Source organism: Paraburkholderia sp. GAS348 (assembly GCF_050434205.1).
GTDB lineage: Bacteria > Pseudomonadota > Gammaproteobacteria > Burkholderiales > Burkholderiaceae > Paraburkholderia.
Genome location: NZ_JBNPVT010000001.1, coordinates 527,595 through 552,537, shown reverse-complemented (window position 1 = coordinate 552,537; position 24,943 = coordinate 527,595). Strand labels below are relative to the sequence as shown.

General features: G+C 60.7%; 18 protein-coding genes and 3 pseudogenes. 14 read left to right on the top strand and 7 right to left on the bottom strand.

What is annotated here, in order from left to right:
* The first annotated feature begins 104 nt into the window (after positions 1 to 104).
* The 4 genes and pseudogenes from P3T22_RS02580 to P3T22_RS02565 all read left to right on the top strand — a co-directional run bounded on the left by P3T22_RS02580 (position 105) and on the right by P3T22_RS02565 (position 5,479).
* Entirely contained in the window at positions 105 to 1,034 is a 930-nt protein-coding gene (locus P3T22_RS02580; RefSeq protein WP_429324134.1) for a DUF6531 domain-containing protein, read from the top strand.
* Entirely contained in the window at positions 1,015 to 4,173 is a 3,159-nt protein-coding gene (locus P3T22_RS02575; RefSeq protein ID WP_429324133.1) for an RHS repeat-associated core domain-containing protein, read from the top strand. Before P3T22_RS02580 ends, P3T22_RS02575 begins: the two co-directional genes overlap by 20 nt.
* A gap of 428 nt (positions 4,174 to 4,601) precedes the next feature.
* Positions 4,602 to 4,778 (top strand): annotated as a pseudogene (locus tag P3T22_RS02570) (RHS repeat-associated core domain-containing protein); the annotation flags it as partial.
* A gap of 365 nt (positions 4,779 to 5,143) precedes the next feature.
* A complete protein-coding gene (locus P3T22_RS02565) occupies positions 5,144 to 5,479 on the top strand; it encodes a hypothetical protein (RefSeq protein WP_063498511.1) in 336 nt (111 codons plus the stop codon).
* 66 nt (positions 5,480 to 5,545) lie between these two features.
* Here P3T22_RS02565 and P3T22_RS02560 read toward each other — a convergent pair whose 3' ends face one another.
* Complete coding sequence (locus P3T22_RS02560) at positions 5,546 to 5,704, bottom strand: hypothetical protein (protein ID WP_158515312.1); 159 nt, start codon at positions 5,702 to 5,704, stop codon at positions 5,546 to 5,548.
* 264 nt (positions 5,705 to 5,968) lie between these two features.
* On the opposite strand from P3T22_RS02560, the gene P3T22_RS02555 reads away from it, so the two are divergent.
* Complete coding sequence (locus P3T22_RS02555; protein ID WP_063498510.1) at positions 5,969 to 6,232, top strand: PAAR domain-containing protein; 264 nt, start codon at positions 5,969 to 5,971, stop codon at positions 6,230 to 6,232.
* A 515-nt stretch (positions 6,233 to 6,747) separates the two neighbouring features.
* Here P3T22_RS02555 and P3T22_RS02550 read toward each other — a convergent pair.
* Positions 6,748 to 7,236: pseudogene (locus P3T22_RS02550) on the bottom strand (carbohydrate porin); the annotation flags it as partial.
* A gap of 1,012 nt (positions 7,237 to 8,248) precedes the next feature.
* On the opposite strand from P3T22_RS02550, the gene P3T22_RS02545 reads away from it, so the two are divergent.
* From P3T22_RS02545 to P3T22_RS02535, 3 genes are all read left to right on the top strand, one after another.
* Positions 8,249 to 8,389, top strand: a complete 141-nt coding sequence (locus tag P3T22_RS02545; RefSeq protein WP_181448454.1) for a hypothetical protein — start codon at positions 8,249 to 8,251, stop codon at positions 8,387 to 8,389.
* A 118-nt stretch (positions 8,390 to 8,507) separates the two neighbouring features.
* Positions 8,508 to 10,154, top strand: a complete 1,647-nt coding sequence (locus tag P3T22_RS02540; RefSeq protein ID WP_429324132.1) for an NRAMP family divalent metal transporter — start codon at positions 8,508 to 8,510, stop codon at positions 10,152 to 10,154.
* 498 nt (positions 10,155 to 10,652) lie between these two features.
* On the top strand, positions 10,653 to 12,161 hold the full coding sequence (locus P3T22_RS02535; protein ID WP_063498508.1) for an MFS transporter: 1,509 nt from the start codon (positions 10,653 to 10,655) through the stop codon (positions 12,159 to 12,161).
* Positions 12,162 to 12,236: 75 nt separating this feature from the next.
* On the opposite strand, the gene gudD is transcribed toward P3T22_RS02535, so the two are convergent.
* Positions 12,237 to 13,586: a glucarate dehydratase gene (gudD, locus tag P3T22_RS02530; RefSeq protein ID WP_429324131.1), complete on the bottom strand. Its 1,350-nt coding sequence runs from the start codon at positions 13,584 to 13,586 to the stop codon at positions 12,237 to 12,239.
* A 124-nt stretch (positions 13,587 to 13,710) separates the two neighbouring features.
* On the bottom strand, positions 13,711 to 15,042 hold the full coding sequence (locus P3T22_RS02525) for an MFS transporter (protein WP_429324130.1): 1,332 nt from the start codon (positions 15,040 to 15,042) through the stop codon (positions 13,711 to 13,713).
* Positions 15,043 to 15,908: 866 nt separating this feature from the next.
* On the opposite strand from P3T22_RS02525, the gene P3T22_RS02520 reads away from it, so the two are divergent.
* Positions 15,909 to 16,136: a hypothetical protein gene (locus P3T22_RS02520; RefSeq protein ID WP_063498505.1), complete on the top strand. Its 228-nt coding sequence runs from the start codon at positions 15,909 to 15,911 to the stop codon at positions 16,134 to 16,136.
* A gap of 146 nt (positions 16,137 to 16,282) precedes the next feature.
* Here P3T22_RS02520 and P3T22_RS02515 read toward each other — a convergent pair whose 3' ends face one another.
* The gene (locus P3T22_RS02515) at positions 16,283 to 18,511 is read right to left on the bottom strand and encodes an NADP-dependent isocitrate dehydrogenase (protein WP_063498504.1); all 2,229 of its coding nucleotides are present in this window, start codon (positions 18,509 to 18,511) and stop codon (positions 16,283 to 16,285) included.
* Between P3T22_RS02515 and P3T22_RS02510 the strand changes: the two genes are divergently transcribed.
* From P3T22_RS02510 to P3T22_RS02500, 3 genes and pseudogenes are all read left to right on the top strand, one after another.
* The gene (locus P3T22_RS02510) at positions 18,510 to 18,665 is read left to right on the top strand and encodes a hypothetical protein (protein WP_158515311.1); all 156 of its coding nucleotides are present in this window, start codon (positions 18,510 to 18,512) and stop codon (positions 18,663 to 18,665) included. The two genes, P3T22_RS02515 and P3T22_RS02510, sit on opposite strands and share 2 nt — an antisense overlap.
* Before the next feature lie 165 nt (positions 18,666 to 18,830).
* Positions 18,831 to 19,358: pseudogene (locus P3T22_RS02505) on the top strand (DNA-binding transcriptional regulator); the annotation flags it as partial.
* A 109-nt stretch (positions 19,359 to 19,467) separates the two neighbouring features.
* On the top strand, positions 19,468 to 20,628 hold the full coding sequence (locus P3T22_RS02500; RefSeq protein WP_429324129.1) for an iron-containing alcohol dehydrogenase: 1,161 nt from the start codon (positions 19,468 to 19,470) through the stop codon (positions 20,626 to 20,628).
* A 339-nt stretch (positions 20,629 to 20,967) separates the two neighbouring features.
* On the opposite strand, the gene P3T22_RS02495 is transcribed toward P3T22_RS02500, so the two are convergent.
* On the bottom strand, positions 20,968 to 21,462 hold the full coding sequence (locus P3T22_RS02495) for a hypothetical protein (RefSeq protein WP_429324128.1): 495 nt from the start codon (positions 21,460 to 21,462) through the stop codon (positions 20,968 to 20,970).
* Between P3T22_RS02495 and P3T22_RS02490 the strand changes: the two genes are divergently transcribed.
* Positions 21,449 to 22,444 carry a collagen-like triple helix repeat-containing protein gene (locus P3T22_RS02490; RefSeq protein ID WP_429324127.1) on the top strand — a complete coding sequence of 332 codons (996 nt, stop codon included), beginning with the start codon at positions 21,449 to 21,451 and terminating at the stop codon, positions 22,442 to 22,444. The genes P3T22_RS02495 and P3T22_RS02490 overlap by 14 nt on opposite strands.
* Positions 22,445 to 22,522: 78 nt before the next feature.
* On the top strand, positions 22,523 to 23,791 hold the full coding sequence (locus P3T22_RS02485; RefSeq protein ID WP_063498502.1) for an isoprenylcysteine carboxylmethyltransferase family protein: 1,269 nt from the start codon (positions 22,523 to 22,525) through the stop codon (positions 23,789 to 23,791).
* A gap of 94 nt (positions 23,792 to 23,885) precedes the next feature.
* On the opposite strand, the gene P3T22_RS02480 is transcribed toward P3T22_RS02485, so the two are convergent.
* The gene (locus tag P3T22_RS02480) at positions 23,886 to 24,767 is read right to left on the bottom strand and encodes an EAL domain-containing protein (RefSeq protein ID WP_063498501.1); all 882 of its coding nucleotides are present in this window, start codon (positions 24,765 to 24,767) and stop codon (positions 23,886 to 23,888) included.
* Between the last annotated feature and the right edge of the window lie 176 nt (positions 24,768 to 24,943).

Below are 24,943 nucleotides of genomic sequence, written 5' to 3'. Positions count from 1 at the left end.
CCGTGCCGGCACCCGCCACGACGCCCAATCTCGTGCAGGTCGGTATCGAATCCGTGGAGAACCATAGCCACGAGATTTTTGTCCAGTGCCTGTACATGCTTCCCGTGGTCGGCAATGCCATGTCGCTGTATGACGTGGGCACCGACATTTACCGCATATGCAGCGTAACCGGCGCGGCAAGGAACCTGTTCAACTGGGGCATCCTCGCGGTCGATGCCATCGGCGTCGTGCCTGCCGCGGGCAACGCAAGCCGCCCCGCGCGCGCGGTCGTCAAGGAGATCCTGCTCGCGTTCGCGAAGGGCGCTGCGATCGGCGTGCTGGTTGACCTGTTCTGGGCAACCGCCGGCGGCGACGTGATCGAATTCATGTCGACCCTTGATGAAAAGCTGAAGGAGTGGAAACAGGACATCGTCAAAGGCGTGCGCGACGCGTCGCGCACCGTGCGCCGCTTTGTGCAGAACCCGGTTTCGGCAGCCGAGCAGATGGGTGCGGTAAGGAGGAACTCCGGGTTCCTGTCGTGGGTGCCCACGGGCGAGGAAATCGCCCTGCATGGGATTGATGAACTGCTGAAGCTATCGGGCAGGCGCGACGCGATCCTCGCCTGGCTTGACGAGTTCGACCGCAATACCGAACCGATGCTCGACAAGGCATTCGGCGATGCCGCCACAACGGGCACGCTGATATTCATGGCCGTGCAGATCGTGGCAGAAATCAGGGCGCGGCGTGCGCACAAGCCGTCGCATGTCGCGCAGGCCGCACCGGGCACGATGAAAGAGCCTCACACGAAACCCGGCGAACATCGCGACACAACGCAGCTGGGCGCGAAGCCGAGCACCTTGCCAGCGAAGAACGGCTGCGGCTGCCCCCAGACCAATAGTGCCAAGCCCGTCAACTACGCGATGGGCGACGAGAACCTGGAGCAGACCGATTTCGCACTCGACGGTGTAGTGCCCATCATCTGGACGCGCCGTTACCGCTCAGGCGGATCTGCCCGCCCCGGCCGATGCGCAATGCGTGCGCACCTGGCTGGGTAAAGGGGCGCGCGATGTGTACGAGGACACGCGCTTCGAGTATCACCGCGAACACTGGTACACCAAGGTCACGGACGTCGCCGGCAACGCCACGCTCCACCGTTACGACGCGCATAACCGCATCGTTCTGGTCGAGTACGCGGACGGTACCAGTGAACGCTTCGACTGGGATGAAAACAACAACCTGATTGGCACCCGCGATGCCCTGGGGCGGATGCAGCGCTTCGCCTACGACGCGAGCGGGCGCCTGGTCGCCGTAACAGATGCACTGGGCAATACGACACGCACCGGATACAACGCGCAGGGTCTGCCAGTCACGGTCACGGCAGCCAATGGCGATGTCACGCAGACCGCGTATGACACGCTGGGCCGGCCCGTATCGGTGACCGACGCCGCCGGGCGCACAACGCACTACGTCTGGAACAGTGCGGGCCGCATGCTATCGCTCACCGACCCGAAAGGCGGCGTAAAGCAGTTCCGCTACGACCACGCGGGGCGGCTCATGGAAGCCGTCGACTGTTCAGGTTACGCAACGGCCTACGGCTACGACGGGCGCGGCCATCTGGCGCGGCATACCGATGCCGAAGGCCATATCACCCGCTACCGGCACGACGCACGCGGCCAGCTCGTCCAGCTCACTCACCCGGACGGCGTCGAGGAGCACTTCACATGGGACGGCGAAGGTAGCCTGAAGTCGTACCGCGATGGCGCAGGACAACTGACCGAATACAGCTACGCGATGCGCCACAAGCCGACAGGGCGCAAGGATGCGGCGGGTGGTCACATCGCCTACTTTTACGATGCGCAATGGCGGCTCGAGTGGTTGCGCAACGAAAACGACGAGGTGACGCGATTCCGTTACGACGCCCTCGGCCAACTGGTCGAACAGCAGGACTTCGACGGTCGCACCACCCACTATGCCTACGACGAGGCGGGACAGCTTGTGGGCTCGCGCGAGGGGGACATGGAAACCGGGTTCGTGCGCGACCCGCTCGGGCGCCTCGCGAGGCGCAACATCCGCGCACCCGGAAAAGGAACCCATAGCGAACAGTTCTACTACGACGCACGCGGGCGGCTCGTGACCGCGCAGACCGAATCCAGCCGGGTGCAACTGCACTACGACGAGGCAGGCAACCTGATCGCGGAAGAACAGCATCAGCATCCCACCACCGGCACTGAATACGTGACGGTCACGCGTCACGAATACGACGCGCTCGGCAACCGCACCAGAACCATCCTGCCCAGCACGCGCACCATCGACTGGCTGCGTTACGGCTCGGGGCATGTGCATGGCGTGCTGGTCGATGGCCAGCCGCTGGTCGACTTCGAGCGGGACCGGCTGCACCGCGAAACCGGACGCACGCACAGGGCATTCAGCCAGCAGCGCGAATACGATCCGGCCGGACGGCTGACGCGGTTCGCGGTGAGACCCGCCAGCGCGGCCAGTCCGCACGAGCGCATCGCGCAACGGCGTTTGCAGTACGGCCCGGCAGGACACCTGATGCGCATCGAGGACCGCACGCGCGGCGTGACCGACTACACCTATGATCCGGTCGGGCGACTGCTGAAGGCCGTCACCCCGGACCTGACGGAAATTTTCGCGTTCGATCCGGCGGGCAATCCGGTGGACCCGGAGAAGATGACGCCGCCGCCGGTCATGGAGACGCCACGGGAAAAGGCGGAACGGTTTGCACGCGAGGCGGCAGAAGATGCGGCCTGGCTGCGCGCGCATCCGGACGAGCAATACCCGCCGCTGCGCCACAACAGGCGCGGGTCCGAGGACGCGAAGAAACTGTACGAGTGGAAGCAGTCACTGCCAAAGTGCATCGGTAACGTGCTGGCCGAACTGAACCGGGTCCGTTACGACTACGACACGCGCGGCAACCTGATACGGCGGATTGAACGCGATGGGCGGACGTGGCTGTACCGCTACGACACGGCCAACCGGCTCAAGGAAGCGAGCCGCTACGCGAAAACGCCAGGCGCGAACGAACTGGACCGTACGGAGCCTCTGGAGAACGGCGGCGTTCGTTACCTGAATGGCACTGCACGCGCGGAACTGGTGGTGCGTTTCCGCTACGACGTGTTCGGGCGGCGCACGTTGAAGGAGGTCGAGCGGCCAGGAGGCGGGATCGATCGCACGGTGTTCACGTGGGATGGCGATGTGCTGCTGATGGAGGAGCGTTTCCATGAGCCGCCGCGACGAACGGGCGATGTCCGTCCGTATCGCTATCGCCCGGCGCGTCTGGTGCGTGAGGATCCGAATGACCCGTATTCGTTGCCGGTCGCGCAGCGCATGCACACGCTGGATGAGGAGCATCAGTGGCAGGCCGCGTCGGTCTATCTGCATGAACCGGGTTCGTCCGTGCCGCTCGCGCGGCTGGATGAAACGCTGGTCGAGGCGGCGCACCTGGCGACCGGCACCGATGGGCGCTTTGTGCAGATGCCGGCGACGACGCGCCACGCTACACTGTTCTATCAGAATGACCACCTGGGCACGCCACAGGAACTCGTGGATGAATCGGGCAAGGTGGTATGGCTGGCACGCTACAAGGCGTGGGGTGGCTGGAAAGACACCTGGAAGGAGAAGCCGGACCCGGCAGAGGTCACTAACGCGCTGCGTTTCCAGGGGCAGTATCATGATGATGAGACAGGGCTGCACTACAATTGCAACCGTTACTATGATCCGGCGACCGGCCGGTTCATCAGCAAGGATCCGATTGGACTGGCCGGTGGCATCAACGTCTATCAATATGCGCCCAACCCGGTACAGTGGATTGATCCGCTGGGGCTAACGTGTACATCGGCCGCAAAGGCTCTACAGCAGCTAAAAGGCATGAGCGTCGCTCGTATCGAAAAAACGCTCGCAAAAGACAGTTTTACCCTAACAAAAGATAACGGGAAGAACGCCAATTGGAATCATGCAGATGGTTCGGAGGTCAGGATTCATCGCTACGGCAATCAGAATCCAAGCGGATACAAGTCGGGCAATAATGCTCATGTCCATAAGCAAGACCCGTGCAACAATCAACTGAGTGATCGTGGAATAGTTACGGAAGACGGGGACGAAAAGCATATTGGAATTCGGAACCCTGGTGATCTTCCTACGGTTCGTGGGCGTCCTCACGGTGATGGGAGTTGATTGTGAGCTATGAATATTCGGTAAGACTGGACGGTCGCGAATGCAACGCGGATCATGTGATGAGTGAGTTACGGCGAAGCCAGCTGGTTGCGCATGAGAAGGCAAACTGCATCGCTCTTAAGGCGCTCAATTCTCGTAACACATGGGCATATGATTTGAGAGTGTTTAGGGTTGGCGAGAACGAACTGCTTCTGGAGGTCACAAATTCAAACCATGACCTGTACAACGCGGTTCGATCTGCGTTGCCTCAAAACTATTCACTGACAGAGATAGAAGATGAGGACGAGCTGTCTCTCGAGGAAGCCTTTCGTCTGAGATAAGAACGCGTGTTGGAACCCCTTGTTGTACAAGGCTCGATAGAGAATGCGCTCCATGAGTGGGACGACTATGACGTGGTAGGCAATCCACACCACTGCCAGATTTTCTGACGGCTGCAAAGTCAGAGTGGCGACGCCGAGACGGGGCTGCACTATAACTTCCACCGTTACTACGATCCCCACTGCGGCAGGTTCATCAGCAAGGATCCGATTGACCTCGCGGGTGGACTGAACACCTGGCAGTACGCGCCCGATCCGACGGGGTGGATTGATCCGCTGGGGCTGGCTGGCTTCGAACCCAAAGTTTTAACGAGCGGAACCGTTTTCAGAAATGCGTCAGGAACGCCCGATAGTTTGACTCCGCGACTCGGGAAAGATACGACACGCATTGATGGGAAGGAGCCGGGCTTATCAGCGGCCACATCGGAAGCCGGTTTGGACAGCGGGAAATACGTTGAACTCAACGTGCAAAAGCTATGTTCGTGCGGTCTGCAAGCGACGCATGACAAGCCGAACGGTCACGTAACAATTAGGCCGATAAACGACCCTACTGATTCCAAGCTGACTGACTGGGCTAAATCCAGAGGAAGCGACTCGACGCATTCTCTGACGGAAGGTATATTCGGAGCAGTCACTGCTCGGGGGAAGAAGTGATGACTACCGATATCTGCGCTTATTTAGCAGGATATGTTGAAAAGGTAAAAACTGCGGTTGGTGAGAAGATTAAGATTGAGTCGTCGAATTCGGGTTTTTACCAGAACGCTCTCGGTGGTACGGCATATGTGAGTTTTTACCCTACGGAGGTTGACTTAACACTCGATCTAAGTGGTGCCGATGGGACATATGAACTTACCGCCGACCTGACGAACCAGGAAGGAAAAGAAATTGTTGGCTATATTTTTAAGTTCCACGGAAATGAAGAATACGTGAAGGTAAAGCTTGACGCGGCTTTTAATGATCTAGTGAAATTGATTTCGGATCATCTGTAATTGAACAAAGGGCCGCTGACGCGGCGCTTTGTCCGCCTACTCGGCGGTGAGGGTCAGCCCCCCTGTTCAGCTGTTTCGGATGAAGTATGGACGATTACGAGAAAAGTCTGGTTGCGTCGGCCCCGGATCGGGGGCGCTGCGCAGAATGCCGCTGCGATACTCGTACTCAGGTGGACGAGGTTTGCGGGCTTTGCGGGGTTGTGCTTTAAGATTGGCGTTAGCCATGGTCAACTCCTTGTATGAGTTGGTGGTGGTCAGCGGGCTGTGAATGCTGGTAACACTCACGGCCCGCGCTTCGTTTACTGCGTCACATTCCCTTCTTCCCTTCTATTGCTGCGCCGAGAGTACATGCGCGACGGCCCTACGGGCGCGCGTTGCGTGGCCTTGATGACAACACTACAATCTGCTTTCATGACGGGACCAACTGGAACGGCCCTTCTGATTCACGCTATCGTCCCAAAACCTGATCCTGAATGATAGGAGTTCTACATGTATTCAATTGCCTGCGTAGGCGACAGCACGACACACGGGGGTTTCATCATCACCGGCTCCGACACAATGGACGTCCTCGGGCGCAAGGTTGCCCGCGTGGGCGATCTGGTGTCGTGCCCGACACACGGTGTCAATCCGATCATTGAAGGGTCGGACATGATCATGGACAACGGCAGGCGCGTTGCGATGTACGGGCACAGCACGGCCTGCGGTTGCAAACTGATTGCGTTAGGCGATCACGTCACCATCAGCGCCCATTGATTCGCACCGGAAGCGGTCGTGAAATCCGCCAACATCAACCATAACCGCGACGAACTGCCATTATTCACGTCGCCGGGCGCTTTCACCATCTGCATCAAGGTTGCCGATATCCACTCGGGCTGGCCGGCGCACGATGGGCAGATTGCGTTCCGCGCCCCGCCTGCCACTGATAGGCGAACTACAAGGCGTCATCGAACGTTGTTCTGAAAGGTAGGGCCGGTAGCATACGAGGCAATCTCACGAATCCTCCTTTCAATCACGTATCGCTTACATTTCATTTCAATGGCTACCTACATCCTACTCGGCGGCGGGCTCACCGCGGCTTTGCTCATTGCCGCATGGGGCATCTGGCAGTTGAGATAGCGGAAGATCGCTGGAAATCGACGCTCAGATCAATATCTGAGCGCCGGCGGCATATTGCAGCATCTCGCAGCGCGTCAGAACTGGATATTGGTCCTCAGCCCCAGCACGGCTTCATTGCCGACACGCTGCGATGGGTTGTCCGGATTCGGAATGAGTGACGACAACGGATAGGCGGGCCCGCCCGCCGGCATATCGGTGGACGGCAGCACCGGCCAGCCGAAGGTGGCGTTCATGAACGTGGCCGCATACTGGCTCGTCATGAACTCCTGGTCGAGACTCTGCTGCCCGATCTTCACATCGACCTTGCCCGCGAGCAGGGACTGCTGATACCAGAGTTCCCATAGTCTCGTCGTAGCATCCGCTTCGATGCCGGTCGCCGTTTGCAAGGTCTGCAGATTCCGCTGGGTCAGGTTGGTGCCGTGAATCTGTAACGCTGAAACGTTGAACGTGCCGCCCGGCAGCCCGAATGCCTTTTGCGTGTCCACCACGACACCGAGTTGCGTTAGCCCATCGTAGGCGCCACCGCGTTTGACGCCTCCCGAGAGGTTATTCAGGTATTCACTGGTTTCCTGCAGGCTGAACGTCACACCGTGGTCGCCGAGCCAGGGCCGCAAGCCACCCATGTCTCCGAAAAGTGTCGCGCACCCCCGCCCTGCCCGGCCAAGCCGGACGACGTGTGACGACGTGACTGCGTTTCGCAAGCGGACTTGCGACAAGCGGCCAAACAAAGGGAGCGTGCTGCTGACAGACCGGCAAAGAACCAGTCGGTAATGAAGCGCGCTAACCCGGCAAAAGCGAGTTAGCGGCGAAGGAGTGTTCCTGCGGCGACTATCTCGCGGTGACTGCGCCGGCACAGGCCGGCATCGGACTTCCACTACTAGAGCATGTGTCCACGAGGGACTCCTTTTGATGAGACGGGCGGATTGTATTCGGCTCGCGATAAAAACTACAAGCAAAAATTCCTCAAAGACATCGCAGTCCGAATCTCCTGACCAGAATCCCGTGCCAACCGGTTCTGTCTCTCATTTCCAATGTCATTCCCGAACAAAAACGGCCGTTCTTTCCTGTCAGTTTTGAAAGAAAACGTTGTTGGCAAACAATATCTGCTCTGCTTAACGAATGATGTTGACTTCGGATTCAAGCGCCACCTAAAATTCAAAAATCTTCACAAACGGGGCTGATGCCTTGGACACCTGCAGTAGTCGACCTTCGAATAGTTTCGCTGCCTGACCGGCAGGACGTCCGCGCTCTCTTCACCCAGCCGCCGTCTTGCCTTCAGGCAGACGGTGCGCGCCGTTGTTACCCTCTCCGTGCACCTTGATTAGCGCCATATGGCCGCAGCGTTCGTGCGTCCGTACGGCATCGCGTCGCGAGCGTCGACTCGCGGCTGCGTCCGTTCGCGCCTTGTCGATTTTCGATGGCGCGGGCAGACGCGTGGATAAACGCGTGCGTTGCAAACATGCAGCAAGCGCGCGTACCGACGTCGATAAGGAGCCGCCATGCCGGACAGTGACAGTTATCCCATATGCCGCTCACCTCTATCTTTGCCTGAGGAAAGCGAGTAGACGTTCGTCGATATGCGCATAGTGCGCCTGACCTCCATGTCTGCTGGCTTTCCGCGAACCGCGTTAAGCCAACGCCTGGAGAAATATCATGAACTTCGGCCTCCTTCTGTCGCAACTGCCGCACGTTGAAGAATCACGCGTCCACTACGACGCCATGCTGGCGCTGCATGCCAGCGAACCGCACAGGTTCGCTGCATTCTGGCAACGCCTTAAAACGCTCGTTTCGTAATCTTCCGCGCCCTTTTCCGTCATACGCAAGCGACGCCGTTTTTCGACGGTACACGCCCTTACGTATGCCGGAGGTGCGCAATGTCCTTTCAATAACCAGAATCAGGGGAAAAAACAAAATGTCCACTCCAGCTAACGTCTCACCGCCGCGCAGCGCCGTGCTTGACTCTGCACACGTCGGCGACATCAGGGGTGCGCTGGGCACCATCGCCCACCACGACACCGCGCCGCGCACCAACTGGTGGGCTCGCATCCGTACACTGCTGGCCATTCTCGGCCCCGGCCTCATCGTGATGGTCGGCGACAACGATGCAGGCGCCTTCGGCACCTATACCCAGGCCGGGCAGAACTACGGCACCACGTTGCTGTGGACCATCCTGCTGCTGGTACCGGTCCTCTTCGTCAATCAGGAAATGGTGCTGCGACTGGGCGCCGTCACCGGTGTCGGACACGCGCGCCTCATCTTCGAGCGCTTCGGCAAGTTCTGGGGTGCGTTCAGCGTCGTCGATCTGTTCATTCTTAACGCGCTGACCATCGTGACCGAGTTCATCGGTATCACTTTCGTCCTTGACTTCTTTGGTATCTCCAAGTTTCTGGGCGTCTGCATTGCAGCGGCGCTGACGATGGCCGCAGTCAGTACAGGCAATTTCAGGCGCTTCGAACGCTTCGCCGTCGTACTGTGCATCTTGAGTCTGCTGCTGGTGCCCGTGCTGGTGTCGATTCACCCGCCGGTCGGCCAGATGACGCGCGATTTCCTCATTCCGAACTGGCCCGCCCATTCGAAACTGAGCGACGTGATGCTGCTGGTCATCGGTATCGTCGGCACCACCGTTGCACCATGGCAACTGTTTTTCCAGCAAAGCTACATTGTCGACAAACGCATCACGCCGCGTTTCATGAAGTACGAAAAGGCTGACCTGTGGATTGGCATTGTGTTCGTGCTGATTGGCGCAGTGGCGATGATTTCATTTTGCGCCGCCCTGTATGCCGGCAAGCCTGAGTTCGGCAATTTCACGGACGCGGGTGGCGTGATTGCAGGTCTGGAGAAATACGCGGGCCGCACCTCGGCCACGCTCTTCGCTGTTGCGCTGCTCGATGCCTGCATCATCGGCGCTGCTGCCGTGTCGCTGTCGACCGCGTACGCCATCGGCGACGTGTTCAAGATTCGCCACTCGCTGCATCGCCCCGTGTCGGACGCCAAGGGTTTCTATCTCGTCTACTTCGGCATTGTTGCGGCCGCAGCAACGCTTGTGCTGATTCCAGGCAGCCCGCTTGGTCTGCTGACTGAAGCTGTGCAAACGCTCGCGGGCGTGCTGCTGCCGAGCGCTACGGTATTTTTGCTTCTGCTGTGCAACGACCGCGCGGTGCTTGGCCCGTGGGTCAACTCGAAGAAACTGAACGTCTTCACGGGGGCCGTTGTGTGGGTGCTGGTGATGCTGTCCATCATCCTGACCGCCTCGGTCGTCTACCCGGACATCACGGGTGAAACGATTCTGGAAACGCTCGCCGGCGGAACACTCCTGGCCATCCTCGGCTATGCCGCCACCGTCGGCATTCGCCGAGTCCGTCGCGAAGCCGCGGATGGACAAGTGCAGCAGTATCCGAAGAGCGCCCGGGACACGTGGCGCATGCCGCCGCTGGACGAACTGCCGCCGCCGAATCTCACGCTGGCCAAGCGTGTCTGGATGGGCGTGCTGCGCGGCTACCTGCTGCTAGCCGTTGGCCTTGTTGTTTTGAAGGTCGTGCAGATGACACTCCTGAAGTAGGACTAGCACCCTCCGATCGCAAGTTCACTCATTCGCTCAAACGCAGTCAACATCCCGTCGTCGCCTGGCGACGGGAACATAGAACGTGAAGGTGGATGTCGTGAGCCGGTCTCGACTTCTCTCTGCTCGTGCAGTGCACCTCGCGGCGTGCCGTCGGCCGCGCGGCGGGATAGCGCTCGGGCGCAAAAGCTTGCGAGGAAAGCCACTCAGCCTCGCTTAATGAATGTCAACAGACGTCACATATCGATGTGCACCCGTCCTGCCGTGCCCGCGCGCACGGCATTTATTTGCGCTGAATGCCTCGAGAATGGCCTTGATTAAGGGGAAACCCGTATAATTGAGCGCAAGAGGTCAGACAACTATAGGACACAATAGTGGTCAAGACCCTGGCCCGCGCCCGGCCGCGCCCACCCTGAAAAGCCCCTCTCTCCCAGACCCGTGAACTCGACTGCGACTGCGACTGCGACCGCCCTGCCTTTCCGAAACGCCCTGCTAGCGATGCTCGGCATCGGCCTCGTCAACATGCTGGTCGCACTCGACCAGACTGTAGTCAGCACCGCACTGCCTTCGATCGTCGCCGAACTGCACGGCTTCGAGTACTACGCATGGATTGCCAGCGCGTACCTGCTGGCGTCGGTGGTGACTGTCCCGGTGTTCGGCCGCCTCGGTGACTATTTCGGCCGCAAGCGTTTCGTGATCGCCGCGGTCATCACGTTCACGGTGGCGTCGGTGCTCTGCGGCGTCGCAAACGACATGCTGTTCCTCGTGATCGCGCGCGGCTTGCAAGGCGTCGGCGGCGGGATGATGGTGGGCACGGCGTTCGCGTCGATACCGGATCTATTCCCCGATCCGCGCGCGCGGGTGCGTTGGCAAGTCGTAATGGCGGCCGCATACGGGATCGGCACCGCAGCGGGTCCGTCGCTGGGTGGCTGGATGAGCGAGCATTGGGGCTGGCGCTCCACCTTCCTGATCAACCTGCCGGTCGGCGCCGCCGCGCTCTATTTCATCTGGGCGCATCTGCCCAACTTCCGGCGGCCGCACGAGGGCGAAGTCAAGATCGACTGGCTCGGCGCAGCACTGGTCACCGCCGTGTTGGGCGGCCTGCAGGCTTTCATCGAAGCCGTGCCTAAAGATGGCCTGACGCCCGGCAACCTGGCGCTGGCGGCCTTCGTGAGCGTGGGTGCCGTCGCGTTGCTGGTGTGCGAGAAACGCGCCACGCACCCGATCATTCCGCTCGACCTCTTCAAGGATGCGCAACTCGTCACCCTGTTCATACTCGGCTTCCTGTCCGGCTTCGTGATGTTCTCGCTGATCTTCTTCGCGCCACTGCTGCTGCAAGGCGGCTTCGGATTGTCGCCGCAACACGCCGGTCTTCTCGCTACGCCGATCGCCGCCTGCATCGCGCTCGGCAGCCTGCTGAATACGCGCATCGTCATTCACATGAAGAAGCCCACGCGGATTCTGTCGATTGGGTTCGCGCTGCTGTTGTTCGCGTCGATCGCGTTGGCGTTTGCCAATCCGCAGACGCCGCACGTGTGGATCGAATTGCCGATGGCGGCCGTCGGCATCGGCCTGGGTTTCATTCTGAACAATCTGAATGTGTTCGGCCAGGAGATTGCCGGGCGTGAACGCTTCGGCATCACGACCGCATTACTGCAGTCCACGCGGATGGTGGGGGGGATGCTGGGCACCAGCATTGTGGCAACCGTGGTGCAGCATCATTACCGCAACGTGGTCACGCGCACGATGAGCGTGCTCGGCGAGCCGGCCGTATCGCAATGGCAGCCGCGTTTCGTCGATCTGCGCATCCTGATCGATGAAGCAGTGCGCGCGAAACTGATTGCGGATATGAAGACGTCGGGGCTCAATACGCTGGCGCTGATCGACACGGCACGCGATGCATTGGTGCAGTCGATTCATATCGGCGTGTGGCTGACGGCGGTGGCGGCGCTTGCAGCGGCGTTGCTCGTGCAGCGCATCTCGCACGTTGTGTTTCGCCGGAGTTGAGCGCGGCAGAACCGCGGTAGTTGATCGCAGCAGCTTGCGGCGGCCCCACAGGCCGCCGCCCGGATCATGGGAAACTCAGCGCACCAGACACGGGCGCTTGTTATCGAACGTCCAGTTCGGAATCAGGTACTGCATAGCCACGCCGTCGTCGCGTGCGCCGAGGCCATGTTGCCGATACAGCGCGTGCGCCTTCTCGATCTCGTCCATATCCAGCTCGACACCGAGGCCGGCGGCCTGAGGCACCTCGACCTTGCCGCCGACGATCTGCAACGGCTCGCGCGTCAGGCGCTGACCGTCCTGCCAGATCCAGTGCGTGTCGATCGCCGTGATCTTGCCGGGCGCCGCAGCCGCGACATGCGTGAACATCGCGAGCGAAATGTCGAAGTGATTGTTCGAGTGCGAACCCCACGTGAGACCCCAGTCGTTGCACATCTGCGCCACGCGCACCGAGCCCTGCATGGTCCAGAAGTGCGGATCGGCAAGCGGAATATCCACCGACTGCAACTGGATCGCATGCCCCATCTGGCGCCAGTCGGTAGCGATCATGTTGGTCGCCGTCGGCAAACCGGTCGCACGGCGGAATTCGGCCATCACCTCGCGGCCCGAGTAGCCGTTTTCCGCGCCGCACGGGTCTTCCGCATAAGCCAGCACGTCGTGCTTGTCGCGGCACAGGCGCACCGCTTCCGCGAGCGACCATGCGCCATTCGGATCGAGTGTGACGCGGGCATTGGGGAACCGCTCGGCGAGCGCCGTGACCGCTTCGATTTCGGCGTCGCCGGGCAATACGCCGCCCTTGAGCTTGAAATCGTTGAAGCCATAGCGCGCTTGCGCTGCCTCGGCAAGCCGCACCACCGCCTCGGGCGTCATGGCTTCTTCGGTACGCACACGCTCCCAGTCGTCGCGCCCTTGCGCGCCACTGGCATAGGGCAGATCGGTTTTCTTGCGGTCGCCGATATAGAACAGGTAACCGAGCATTTCCACTTCGTCGCGTTGCTGACCTTCGCCGAGCAGTGCCGCGACAGGCACGCCCAGATGCTGGCCGAGCAGATCGAGCAGCGCGGCTTCGAGCGCGGTCACCGCGTGAATGGTGGTGCGCAGGTCGAAAGTCTGCAGGCCTCGGCCGCCGGCGTCGCGGTCGGCGAACTGCGTACGTGCCTTGTTCAGGATGGCTTGCAAATTACCGATCGACTGGCCGACGACCAACGGACGCGCGTCGTCGATGGTCTTGCGGATGCTCTCGCCGCCCGGCACTTCGCCGACACCGGTATGACCGGCACTGTCGCGCAGAATGACGATATTGCGTGTGAAGAACGGGCCATGCGCGCCGCTCAGATTCATCAGCATGCTGTCGCGGCCGGCGACGGGCACGACGCGCAGCTCGGTCACGATCGGCGTAGCGTTCGATGGGGATGAGTTCGTGGACATGAGATTGGGACCAGGTGAGTTAGTAAGCCGACTGGCGGGAATCATGACGTTGCGTGATCGCATTCGACACCCGCACCGGACAGCAATCGGAACGTGCGTGCTTCGTGATGGACGGTTTCGACGGTTAGTGGGCTTTGCTATGAAGCGGCTGCGGCAGCGCGTCGCGGTTCATCCTGCGATTGCGGGTCAGGAAGCCGGCCGCCGCCGCGATCAGCGACGCCACGCCCAAGCCGTACAGGCCGCCGGTGATCGAGCCGGTGTGCTGCTGCAGATAGCCAAAGGCAGCCGGTGCGAAGAACCCGCCGAGGTTACCGACCGAATTGATCAGCGCAATGACGGCAGCCGCAACGCGCGCGTCCAGATAACCCTGCGGAATCGGCCAGAACAGCGAAGCCGCCGCCTTGAAGCCGATCGCCGAGAAGCAGATCGCCACGAAAGACAGCACCGGATTACCCGACGTCGAGGCGAACAGCCCACACGCCGCGATCACGAGCGCCACGGCCAGCCACGCCTGCTGGAAACGCCACTTCGCCGACAACACGGCGAAGCAGTACATGGCGAACATGGCGATGAGCCAAGGAATGGCATTGAACATGCCGACTTCGAAGTCCGAGAGTCCGCCCATCTTGCGGATGATCGTCGGCAGCCAGAAGGTGGCCGCGTAAATGGTCAGTTGAATCGCAAAGTACAGGAAGCAGAACAGCAGGATCTGCGGGTCTTTCAGCAGCTTCATGGCCGGCAAATGCGCGCCGCCGTGCGCCTCGCGCTCGGCCTGCTCCGCGGCGATCGAGCTTTCGAGAACGGACTGCTCTTCAGCCGTCAGCCACGAGGCGTCGCGAATGCGCGACTTCAGCAGCATCCAGCTGACACCGCACAGCACGATTGAGAAGCCGCCCTCAATGAGAAACATCCATTGCCAGCCATGCAAGCCGAATCCGCGAATGGATAGCAGGCTGCCGGTAATCGGACCGGACAGCACCGACGCCAGTGCGGAGCCCGAGAGAAAAACCGCCACGGCCTTGCCCCGCTCTTTCTGCGGCAGCCATTGTGTGAAATAAAACACCACGCCTGGGAAGAAGCCAGCTTCAGCGATGCCGAGCAGGAATCGCAGCACGTAGAAAGACGTATCGTTCCACACAAACGCCATGGCGGCCGCGACCAGCCCCCAGGTGCCCATGATGCGGGTCAGCCAGGCGCGTGCACCGTACTTCTGCATCAATACGTTCGACGGCACTTCGAACAGCGCATAGCCGACAAAGAACAACCCGCTCCCCAGGCCGTATGCGGCAGCGCCGATGCCGAGGTCCGTCTGCATGTGGGAATTGACGAAGCCGATGTTCACGCGGTCGATATAGTTCGCGATGAACATGATCAGGAAAAGCGGCAGAACGTTCCGCTTGACCTTCGAGACCGCGGACTCAAGCGGGTCGGCGGCGGGGGCGAGAGCAGATGTCAAGGTTGTCTCCAGTTTCGGCCACTCGGAAGGCCTGATCGAACGGAACGCGGCGCATTCGAGCAGGCCGGGTAATTTGGGGCTGAATCGCATGATATGTTGTCTGACGACAGTCTACTATCTTGCGTCCGTCGAATCCAACGAGGTGTTTACCCTGCCATCCGAGTCATACGCACTGGGAGACGGCAGCTAATGTAACGCTTCGCCATCAAAAATGCCGATCCAAAATAAGACGTCTGACAACTGAAAAATTGAGCTCCGATTGCACCGGCCGTGACAGGTCTGCGCGCGATCCCAAGCAAGCGGCCAGCGCGCGAGATTCGAACCGTGATCATTTGGACTGACACTATGATGGCTATGTCGAACCGTCACATGACGTCGCACGCACACGCAACGTGTGTATTTCCAGTCGATAAGTCAACACGCCACAGAAATGAGCAGCCTGACTGAGAAGGTGGTGGCCACCCTTTCCGATGAAATCCGGCGCGGCACCACGAATGCACGACGCCCACTATCTGGCTAGGACGCCAAAATTTCACGATGTGGCATGAGCCCTTGCTTCGTAAAAAATCGTGGTGCGTGGCACAAATTCGCCATTTCGCAATGCCGCCCCGCGTTGCATATCTTGAAATGACGATGCCAAGCCTTTATTTTTAAACGATATTTTTTGATAAAAAGAACCCGCTAACAACCCCTTGCGCCATGACGCGCTGGCGTAGACTCTTTTACAAGAGCCGACGGTTCATAGGACGCAGCGAAAAGGGTGCAGCAAAAGACGGGACGAAAACGCAGTCGCAGCAAGTCCCAAGCCCCCCGACCTGAGGCCGCCGCAGCATCGCAGTTTTTAATTGGCAATTGGGAGACTAAAAATGGAAGGCTTTCGCTTTGAATCGACCCAGGGAGCGTTTTACATTTTGCCGGGCCAAGGTGGTTGGGAGGCAACCTACGGCAACGAGACGCTCGGTGAATTTTCCTGCCCGGAACAGGCAGCCGATGAAGTCGCACGTGGCCTGACCTGCCCGCATCTGACCGAAGTCGATACGTCGACGCTCGAGATCCCCGAAAAACTCAGCGAATGGGAAATCGTTCACGTGTGAGGGCAGATATGACCACCCCCGCACGCGTAGAAACGACGATGGCGCTCCTGAAGAGCGCCATCGTCTTGCTTACCGCGTACTTTCGCACTTATTTCCGTGCTTGCTTCGGCACCTTGGGCGACAGCCTCAGCACCTCATTCAGGTCATCAAGCGACCGCGTCCACAATCTTGTTCAGCGTCGCGCTCGGGCGCATGGCCTTGCTCGTCAGTTCGACACTCGGACGGTAGTAACCGCCGATAGCCACCGGCTTGCCTTGCGCTGCACCCAGCTCTTCGATGATCTTCGCTTCGTTGTCGGCCATCGCCTTCGCCACGCCGGCGAACTGCGCCTGCAATGCGGCATCTTCGGTTTGCGCAGCGAGTGCCTCAGCCCAGTACATGGCCAGGTAGAAGTGGCTGCCGCGGTTGTCGATACCGCCAACCTTGCGCGCCGGCGACTTGTCGTTGTCGAGGAACTTGCCCGTTGCCTGATCCAGCGTCTTGGCCAGCACCTGCGCCTTCGGGTTGTGATACGCGCCGCTCAGGTGTTCGAGCGAAGCCGCCAACGCCAGGAATTCGCCGAGCGAATCCCAACGCAGGAAACCTTCTTCGACCAGTTGCTGAACGTGCTTCGGCGCCGAACCGCCCGCGCCCGTTTCGAACATGCCGCCACCCGCCATCAGCGGAACGATCGACAGCATCTTCGCGCTGGTGCCCAGTTCCATGATCGGGAACAGGTCGGTCAGGTAGTCGCGCAGCACGTTGCCGGTGACCGAGATCGTGTCCTTGCCGGCGCGGATGCGCTCGATCGAGAACTTCGTGGCTTCGACCGGCGTCATGACGCGGATATCCAGACCGCTAGTGTCGTGGTCCTTCAGGTATTGCTCGACCTTCTTGATGATCTGGGCGTCGTGCGCGCGCGCCGCGTCCAGCCAGAAAATAGCCGGCGTGTTGGTGGCGCGAGCGCGGTTCACTGCGAGCTTGACCCAATCCTGAACCGGCGCGTCCTTGGTCTGGCACATGCGCCAGATGTCGCCTGCTTCAACCGCCTGCTCGATCAGCAACGTACCGGCTGCGTCGGTCACGCGCACCACGCCGTTTGCCGGGATCTGGAACGTCTTGTCGTGTGAACCGTATTCTTCAGCAGCTTGTGCCATCAGACCGACGTTGGGCACCGTGCCCATGGTGACCGGGTCGAATGCGCCGTTCTTCTTGCAATCTTCGATCACAGCCTGGTAGACATCGGCGTAGCAACGGTCCGGAATCACGGCCTTGGCGTCGTGCAGTGCGCCGTCCGCGCCCCACATCTTGCCCGACTCGCGAATCATGGCCGGCATGGAGGCGTCGACGATCACGTCGCTCGGCACGTGCAGGCTGGTGATGCCCTTGTCCGAGTTGACCATGGCCAGTTGCGGGCGTTGCGCGTATTGCGCCTTGATGTCGGCTTCGATCGCTTCACGCGTTTCAGCCGGCAGGTCCTTCAGACGCGCGTACAGATCGCCGATACCGTTGTTCGGGTTGAAGCCGGCTTGCGCCAGCGCGTCGGCGTGCTTGGTCAGCACGTCTTTGTAGAACACCGAGACCACGTGACCGAAGATGATCGGATCCGACACCTTCATCATGGTCGCTTTCAGATGCACCGAGAACAGCACGCCCTTGCTCTTCGCATCGGCGATTTCTGCTTCGATGAAGTTGCGCAGCGCGTTCTTGCTGAGCACCGACGCGTCGATGATCTCGCCCGCTTGCACGGCCGTCTTTTCTTTCAGGACCTTCGTCGAGCCGTCGGCCGCGATCAGTTCGATCTTCACGGCGCCGGCCGCTGCGATCAGCGCCGATTTTTCGCTGCCGTAGAAATCGCCGCCGCTCATGTGCGCCACGTGCGACTTCGAGTCCGCGCTCCACGCGCCCATCTTGTGCGGGTGCTTGCGTGCGTAGTTCTTGACCGACAGCGGCGCGCGGCGATCCGAATTGCCTTCGCGCAGCACCGGGTTCACCGCGCTGCCCTTGATCTTGTCGTAGCGCGCCTTGACGTCTTTCTCTTCGTCGGTCTTCGCTTCGTCCGGATAGGACGGCAGCTTGAAGCCCTGATCGCGCAGTTCGGTAATCGCGGCCTTCAGTTGCGGCACCGAAGCGCTGATGTTCGGCAGCTTGATGATGTTCGCTTCCGGACGCGTGGTGAGTCCACCCAGTTCCGCCAGATCGTCGGAACCCTTCTGTTCCGCGGTCAGGTAATCCGGAAATGCAGCGATGATCCGGCCGGCAAGCGAGATATCGCGCGTTTCGACGATCACGTCGGACGAGCGCGTGAACGCCTTGACGATCGGCAGCAGCGAATAAGTCGCCAGAGCAGGCGCTTCGTCGGTCAGGGTGTAGATGATCTTCGGCGATGTGGACATGTTTGATGCTTTGCTTGGTGAAGTGATAGACAGAGCGTTGGTGGCGCTGAGCCGCGAAGTTGCGACAAAGCAGCAAGAACGCGGCGCGACCCACGGCACTACTTTTTACGGCACGAACGTGAGTATATGCGTGTTTTCCAGTACTCGCTGCTAAACAAACATATCCCCGCCACGCCCCGAACAGGGTCGAGCCCCGCCAGACAAGGCTTACGGCTCATTACCCTATGTCTTAAGACAGATGTCTTATAGATGACTTGCGACGCTGAATAAATTATAAATGCGAATCAGATGCATTACTATTCGTGCGAAATCGAAGTTTGTATTGCAGCGCGTAGCGTGGCCTTCGGACCTGACCACGCCGGACGGCGACGCGATGATCATCCGCGAGACCACGCACCGCTTCAGTCCGCTGTCGTTTCACCGTTCGATGGTTGGGCGGCGCCTGCCGATTCTGCTCACGGCCGCTGGACGCGCTTACTTTGCGATGTGCCCCGAGGGCGAACGCGAGGACATTCTCGAGTTGCTGCGTTCGGGTGCGGGCGGAGACGAGCAGAAGGCGCTCGCCTCCAATGATGCGTTGATCAAAAGCCTGGTACGGCGAGCTCGCGCGGACGGCTTCGGATCGAACCACGGCGATTGGGCCGCGCAGAGCAAAATCGGCGCGGTTGCCGTCGCGATCGTCTCGCAGGAGCGTGTGCTGGCAAGTCTGAACGTGGTGTTTCTCTCACGCGCGGTCACGTTGGCCGAGGCGACGCGGCGCTATGTGCCGGAACTACAGGCCGCCGCGCAGGAGATGAGCGAGGCGCTGGAAGCGGAGGAATCCGCGAGCGGTACGGATAAAGACTGAGCGAACGGTAGTCACTCACGCAGCGCGATTGAAAATGTGACTGGAGTGAAGCGATCCGAATCTGGTACAACTGATGTCCAATGGCTAGTCCTGACCTGCAGGTGACACGATGAACGCATTCCGGTTTCAAACGGTGCCGGCCATGGTGGTCGAGTTCGGCGCGGCGCGCCGTCTCGGCGCGTTGTTGCGCGCGCAATTTCTGTCGCTCACACGCGTGTGCGTGGTGACGGATGGTTTTCTACACAAGAGCGGGCTGCTGAATCCGGCGCTCGCCGATCTCGCGGCACACGGCTGGAAACCCACCGTGATCGACGACGTCATCGCCGATCCGCCAGAGCACATCGTGCTCGAGGCGACGTCGCGCGCACGCGAGACCGGCGTGGAGATCGTGCTGGGACTCGGCGGCGGTTCGTCGATGGACGTGGCGAAGCTGATTGCCGTGCTGGCTCCGCAAGACCAGCAGGCGCTCAGCGAGATGTACGGCGTGAACAAGGTCACGGTGTCGCGCTTGCCGCTCGTGCAGATGCCGACCACCGCAGGCACCGGCTCCGAAGTCACGGCCGTGTCGATCGTGACGGTGGGCGAGGCGAAGAAGATGGGCGTGGTCGCACCGCAACTGGTCGCCGATCTGGCGATTCTCGACGCGGAACTCACGCTCGGGCTGCCTGCTGCCGCGACGGCGGCGACCGGCGTCGACGCGATGGTTCACGCGATCGAGGCGTACACGTCCGCGCATTTGAAGAACCCGGTGTCCGACATGCTGGCGGTGAAAGCGCTCGACCTGCTGTCGCGCAATCTGTTGCCCGCATGCGAGAACGGCCAGAATCGCGAGGCGCGCGAAGCGATGTTGCTCGGCGCGGCTTTCGCCGGTCAGGCATTCGCCAATTCGCCGGTGGCTGCAGTGCATGCGCTCGCGTATCCGATCGGGGGCATTTATCACGTCCCGCACGGTCTTTCGAATGCACTCGTGCTGCCGCACGTGTTGCGGTTCAACGCAGAAGCGGCGGCACAGCTGTACGCCGAACTCGCAGACGTGATCGTGCCGGGTATGACGGGCAGCGCCGAGGGCAAGACGCTGGCGTTGATCGAACGGCTCGAACAGATGATTGCCGCGACCGCGATTCCGGCCCGGTTGCGCGATGTCGGCATCGAACGTAGCGGGCTCGAGCGGATGGCGAGCGACGCAATGTTGCAAACGCGGCTTCTGGTGAATAATCCGCGGCCTGTTACTGAGGCCGATGCGTTGGAGATTTATACCGCTGCGTTTTAATCGGCGTGGGGCGTCATTGAGGGCGTATGTGAGGGCGGGGGCCGCTGCCATGTTTGGCGGCGGCTCGATGCTGTTACGTCCATTGGACGCGTTACGTAGCACGGACGCGGAACACGCCGTGGCCACCTTAGCCCGAATCGTGTTTTTGATGCGATAAATTCTTCATATCATAGTTTTTTTAAACCACATGTGCGCTTAATTATCAAGATGAAGCGATAACTCGCATCTGGCGCGCAACTTGCAGTGTTGGTCCCGCCAATATTCGTTCAACGGGGACACCATGCAAAAATTCGTCGGTCGGACAGCCATCGCTATTGCGACGTCTACATTACTCGCGCTCTACGGTTGCGGATCCAGCCTCAATACTCCAGGAAGCGGGCTTGGCGGGGGCGGGCTCGGCGGGACTTCGGGTGTCTTGGGCACGTCGGGGAGTTCGGGCACTTCGGGTAGCTCCGGCGCCAGTAGCTCAGGCTCTAGTTCCGGAGCAAGCAGTTCTGGGTCTAGCTCTGGGTCTAGCTCTGGGTCTAGCTCTGGGTCCAGCTCTGGGTCCAGCTCCGGCTCAAGCTCTGGTTCCAGCTCCGGCTCAAGCTCCGGCTCAAGCTCCGGCTCAAGCTCCGGTTCCAGCTCCGGCTCAAGCTCCGGTTCAAGCTCCGGTTCAAGCTCCGGCTCAAGCTCCGGTTCAAGCTCCGGCTCAAGCTCCGGTTCAAGCTCCGGTTCAAGCTCCGGTTCAAGCTCCGGTTCAAGCTCCGGCTCAAGCTCCGGCGCCTCCACCACTCCTCTCGCCAACGTCGCCACCCTGGGCGGCAACCTCATCACCGCCTTGGGCACGACCACCGCGGATACGGGCTCCAGGATCACGGGTACATCAGTCCCTGGCGTCAACGGCGCAACGACTGCGAATCTAAGCGCCGCATTCACTGATCTCGGCAACGGCGTCAAGTCCCTCGGCAACGGCACGGCTGCAGGCCTGGGCACCCTGGGCAGCTCGGCCAATCCGCTTGGCCCGACCCTGACCTCCACATCGGGTCTCGTTACCAACGCGGGCGCGGCCGTTACTGCGGTCGGCGGCGCGATGACGAGTCTCGGAACCGGGCGTCTCGCGCCGCTCGCACCCATCACGTCGACCTTGGGTACGGTTGTCGGTGATGTCGGCAACGGCGTCGCCAAAGTTGGCTCGGGAGTGAACTCGGCGCTGGCCAGCGCGCCGGTTCAACAGTCCGAGACCCAACTAGGCACGGCCATCAACCCGATCACCCTCATGGCCTCGAATACGACGCAATCCATCGGCAACAACACGGGCCTCGGCGCACCGCTCAACAACTTGCTGAGCACCATCGGCAGCGGGCTCGATTCGACCGGCCAAAAAGTGTCGGGCGCGACCGGCAATCAGGTGGGTAACGATACCGGCGGCGTAGCGAGCCAGCTGGGCAAGACGGTCACGAGCACGGGCGGACTGCTGACGGGCGCGACGACCAATCCGTCGGCGCCGATCGCCGGCCAGCCGGGCCCGCTTGGCGCAGTGGGGGGATCCGGGGGCGGCAGCAGCATCCCGCCGTTGACGGGCCTGATCGGCAACCTCGGTTCGCTCGGTGGGACCGGCAGCACCGGTAACCCGCTCGCACCCGTCACCAGCCTCGTCACCACGCTGACCTCGAGCGCCAGCGGCGCGGCTGGCAAGACCTCGCCGCTCGCGCCGGTCACCGGCCTCGTGACGGGCTTGACCGGCAGTGCGGGTAGCGGTTCGACCAGCACGAATCCGCTAGCGCCGGTGACGAACATTGTCAGCGGATTGCTTGGTGGCGTTGCCGGCAAATAGGCGATCGTTCGGCACAGCGGCCGGGACTTAAAAAATCAAAAGCCCGGCCGCTATCTATGTCATGAATACGAGGATGACATGAACTCCACTCTGGATAACGTAGCGCACGTAGAAGAGCAGCGGCCGCGTTCGGCGACGCCGTTTTCCGTTGGCCTGCTTGGCATCGCGGGCGGCCTTCTGACGCTCTGGCTGCTACGCGACAGCACTGCGCTGGACGGCGCAGGCCGCAGCACCGCCGCCTGTCTCGCGATCATCGCGACGGTCGCGCTATACGAACTGTTTGTCGCACGCGTGTATCTACGCCCAAGCGCCGGACTTGCCGGCCAGGCGGTTCGGCCGCTCAGTGTTGCGCGCGTGGGTTTGCGCCTTGCCGCGCTGGCTTCCGTGTACGCCGGAATCGGTCTGCTCTACTGGCTGTTGCCCGAGTATCACGGCACGTTCTATAACCCCTTCTGGTCGCTGATCCGTACGCTCGCACCGTATCTGATCGTGGCGGCGCCGTTTTACTTTGCGTGGATGGACAGGTGTCAGCGTGAAACCGATGATGCCTATATGCTGTGGGGCCGCCTGGTGTTTTGCGGGCAGCGCCCAGGCAACTGGAAGCCCGTGCGTGAAATGCTGGCCGGATGGATGGTGAAAGCGTTCTTCCTGCCGCTGATGATCACCTATCTTTCCACCGACGCGGACCATATCGGTGCATCGCTCGCGACCGCCATGAACGCGCCGTTCTCGCTTGCGACGTTCAGTTTCATGTACGACCTGTCCTTCACGATGGACCTGATGTTCGGCACTGTAGGTTATCTGTGCACACTGCGCATTCTCGATACTCACGTGCGCAGCGCGGAACCCACCACGCTCGGCTGGCTGGTTGCGCTTATCTGTTACCAGCCGTTCTGGTCGCTGATCTCGACGCAGTACATCCACTACCAGGGTTCGATGTTCTGGGACAACTGGCTGATATCCGTGCCCATTGTCCGAATCATCTGGGGCACCATGATAATTGCCTTGGTCCTCTGCTACGCGCTTTCCACCATCGCGTTCGGCTTGCGGTTTTCGAACTTGACCAATCGCGGCATCATCACCTCGGGACCTTATCGCTTCACGAAGCATCCCGCCTACATCGCGAAGAATCTTTCGTTCTGGATGGTGGCGGTGCCGTTCGTCGAACCGTTGGGCTGGCAAGTCGCGCTCACGCACTGCGCCGCGCTGGCGGGTGTGAATCTGGTGTATTTCATGCGCGCCAAAACCGAGGAGCGGCATCTAATGAACGATCCCGACTATCGTGCTTACGCGGAATGGATTACGAAAAATGGGTTGTTCGCCAGGATCGCACGCGCGTTTCAATAAGGTGTTTATGCTACCAACGCGGTAGATCGCGTTATTTTGCACCGCACCATTCTTCAATGGCGTGAGGACAGGTTACGTAACGTGCGGGACGCGATCACGATTCGCGGCTTAGCGCCAGCACATTGGCCAGCCCTGCCTTTGGGTGTGAGAACAGGAAGCCTTGCGCCAACGCCTCCGGCCATGATGCGCTCAGCCATTGCAATTGTGCTTTGGTCTCGACGCCGTTCACCACGACGTGCACATCGAGCGCATGGAGCAGATCCAGTAACGCCGACATCACCACGCAGGCGCGAGGATCGCGCGGAACCACGGCCATCAGCTCAGCCGCGATCGTAACGGTGTCCACATCGAGCGTGCCGAGCAGTGCAAGCGACGATGCGCCGTTGCCCCACCTGCCCAGCGAGATGCCGGCTCCCGCGGACCGAAGGCCGGCGGTCAAAGTACGCAAAGACAGGAGACCTGCCGCGTCAACGCTGTCGGGTACTTCGATTTCAAGCAGATTAGCCGGCACGCCATACGAACGCGCGACGCGCGTGAGGTCGTCGGCAAACGATTCGAGCACGGCCACTTCCGCCGGCAGCGTGATCGCGACCGGCAGCAGCGCCATCTTCGAACAGAGGCAGCCGCCCAGCTCACGGCAGACGCCGTCGAGGACGAACAAGGCCATCTCCAGTGCGACCTGCGGGTGCTCGAGCGGCATCGTGAAACTGCCGGGAAGCAGCAGCCCGTAGTCAGGATGCGTCCATCGGACCTGCGCTTCAAGGCGCGCCAGCGCTCCACTTGCCGCGCGGTAGGCACCTTGAAACACGAGATGAAACTCGCCCGCGCGCAGACCTTCGCGGACGCGGTTTTCCAGTTCGCTCAGCGCCATAGCATCGTCGAGCGAGTCGTCCCAATCGGTCTGCACAACGCAAGCGGTACGCGTGCCGAACGTGATTGCGAGCGATATGGGCTTTTCATAGTCGAGCGTTAGCATGTAGCAAGCATATTTTATCTGCGCTAACGTAAGCACATCTCGCGCCATGTGACGCGTTCGCTGTCATACCAAACCGGGACGGAAGCTGAAGATCCCTGCTGGGCAACGGTTCCCGGCGAGACAGTCAAACCTGTTGAAGCGTAATTTCACTCTCCAACCGTCGGTATGAACGCAAA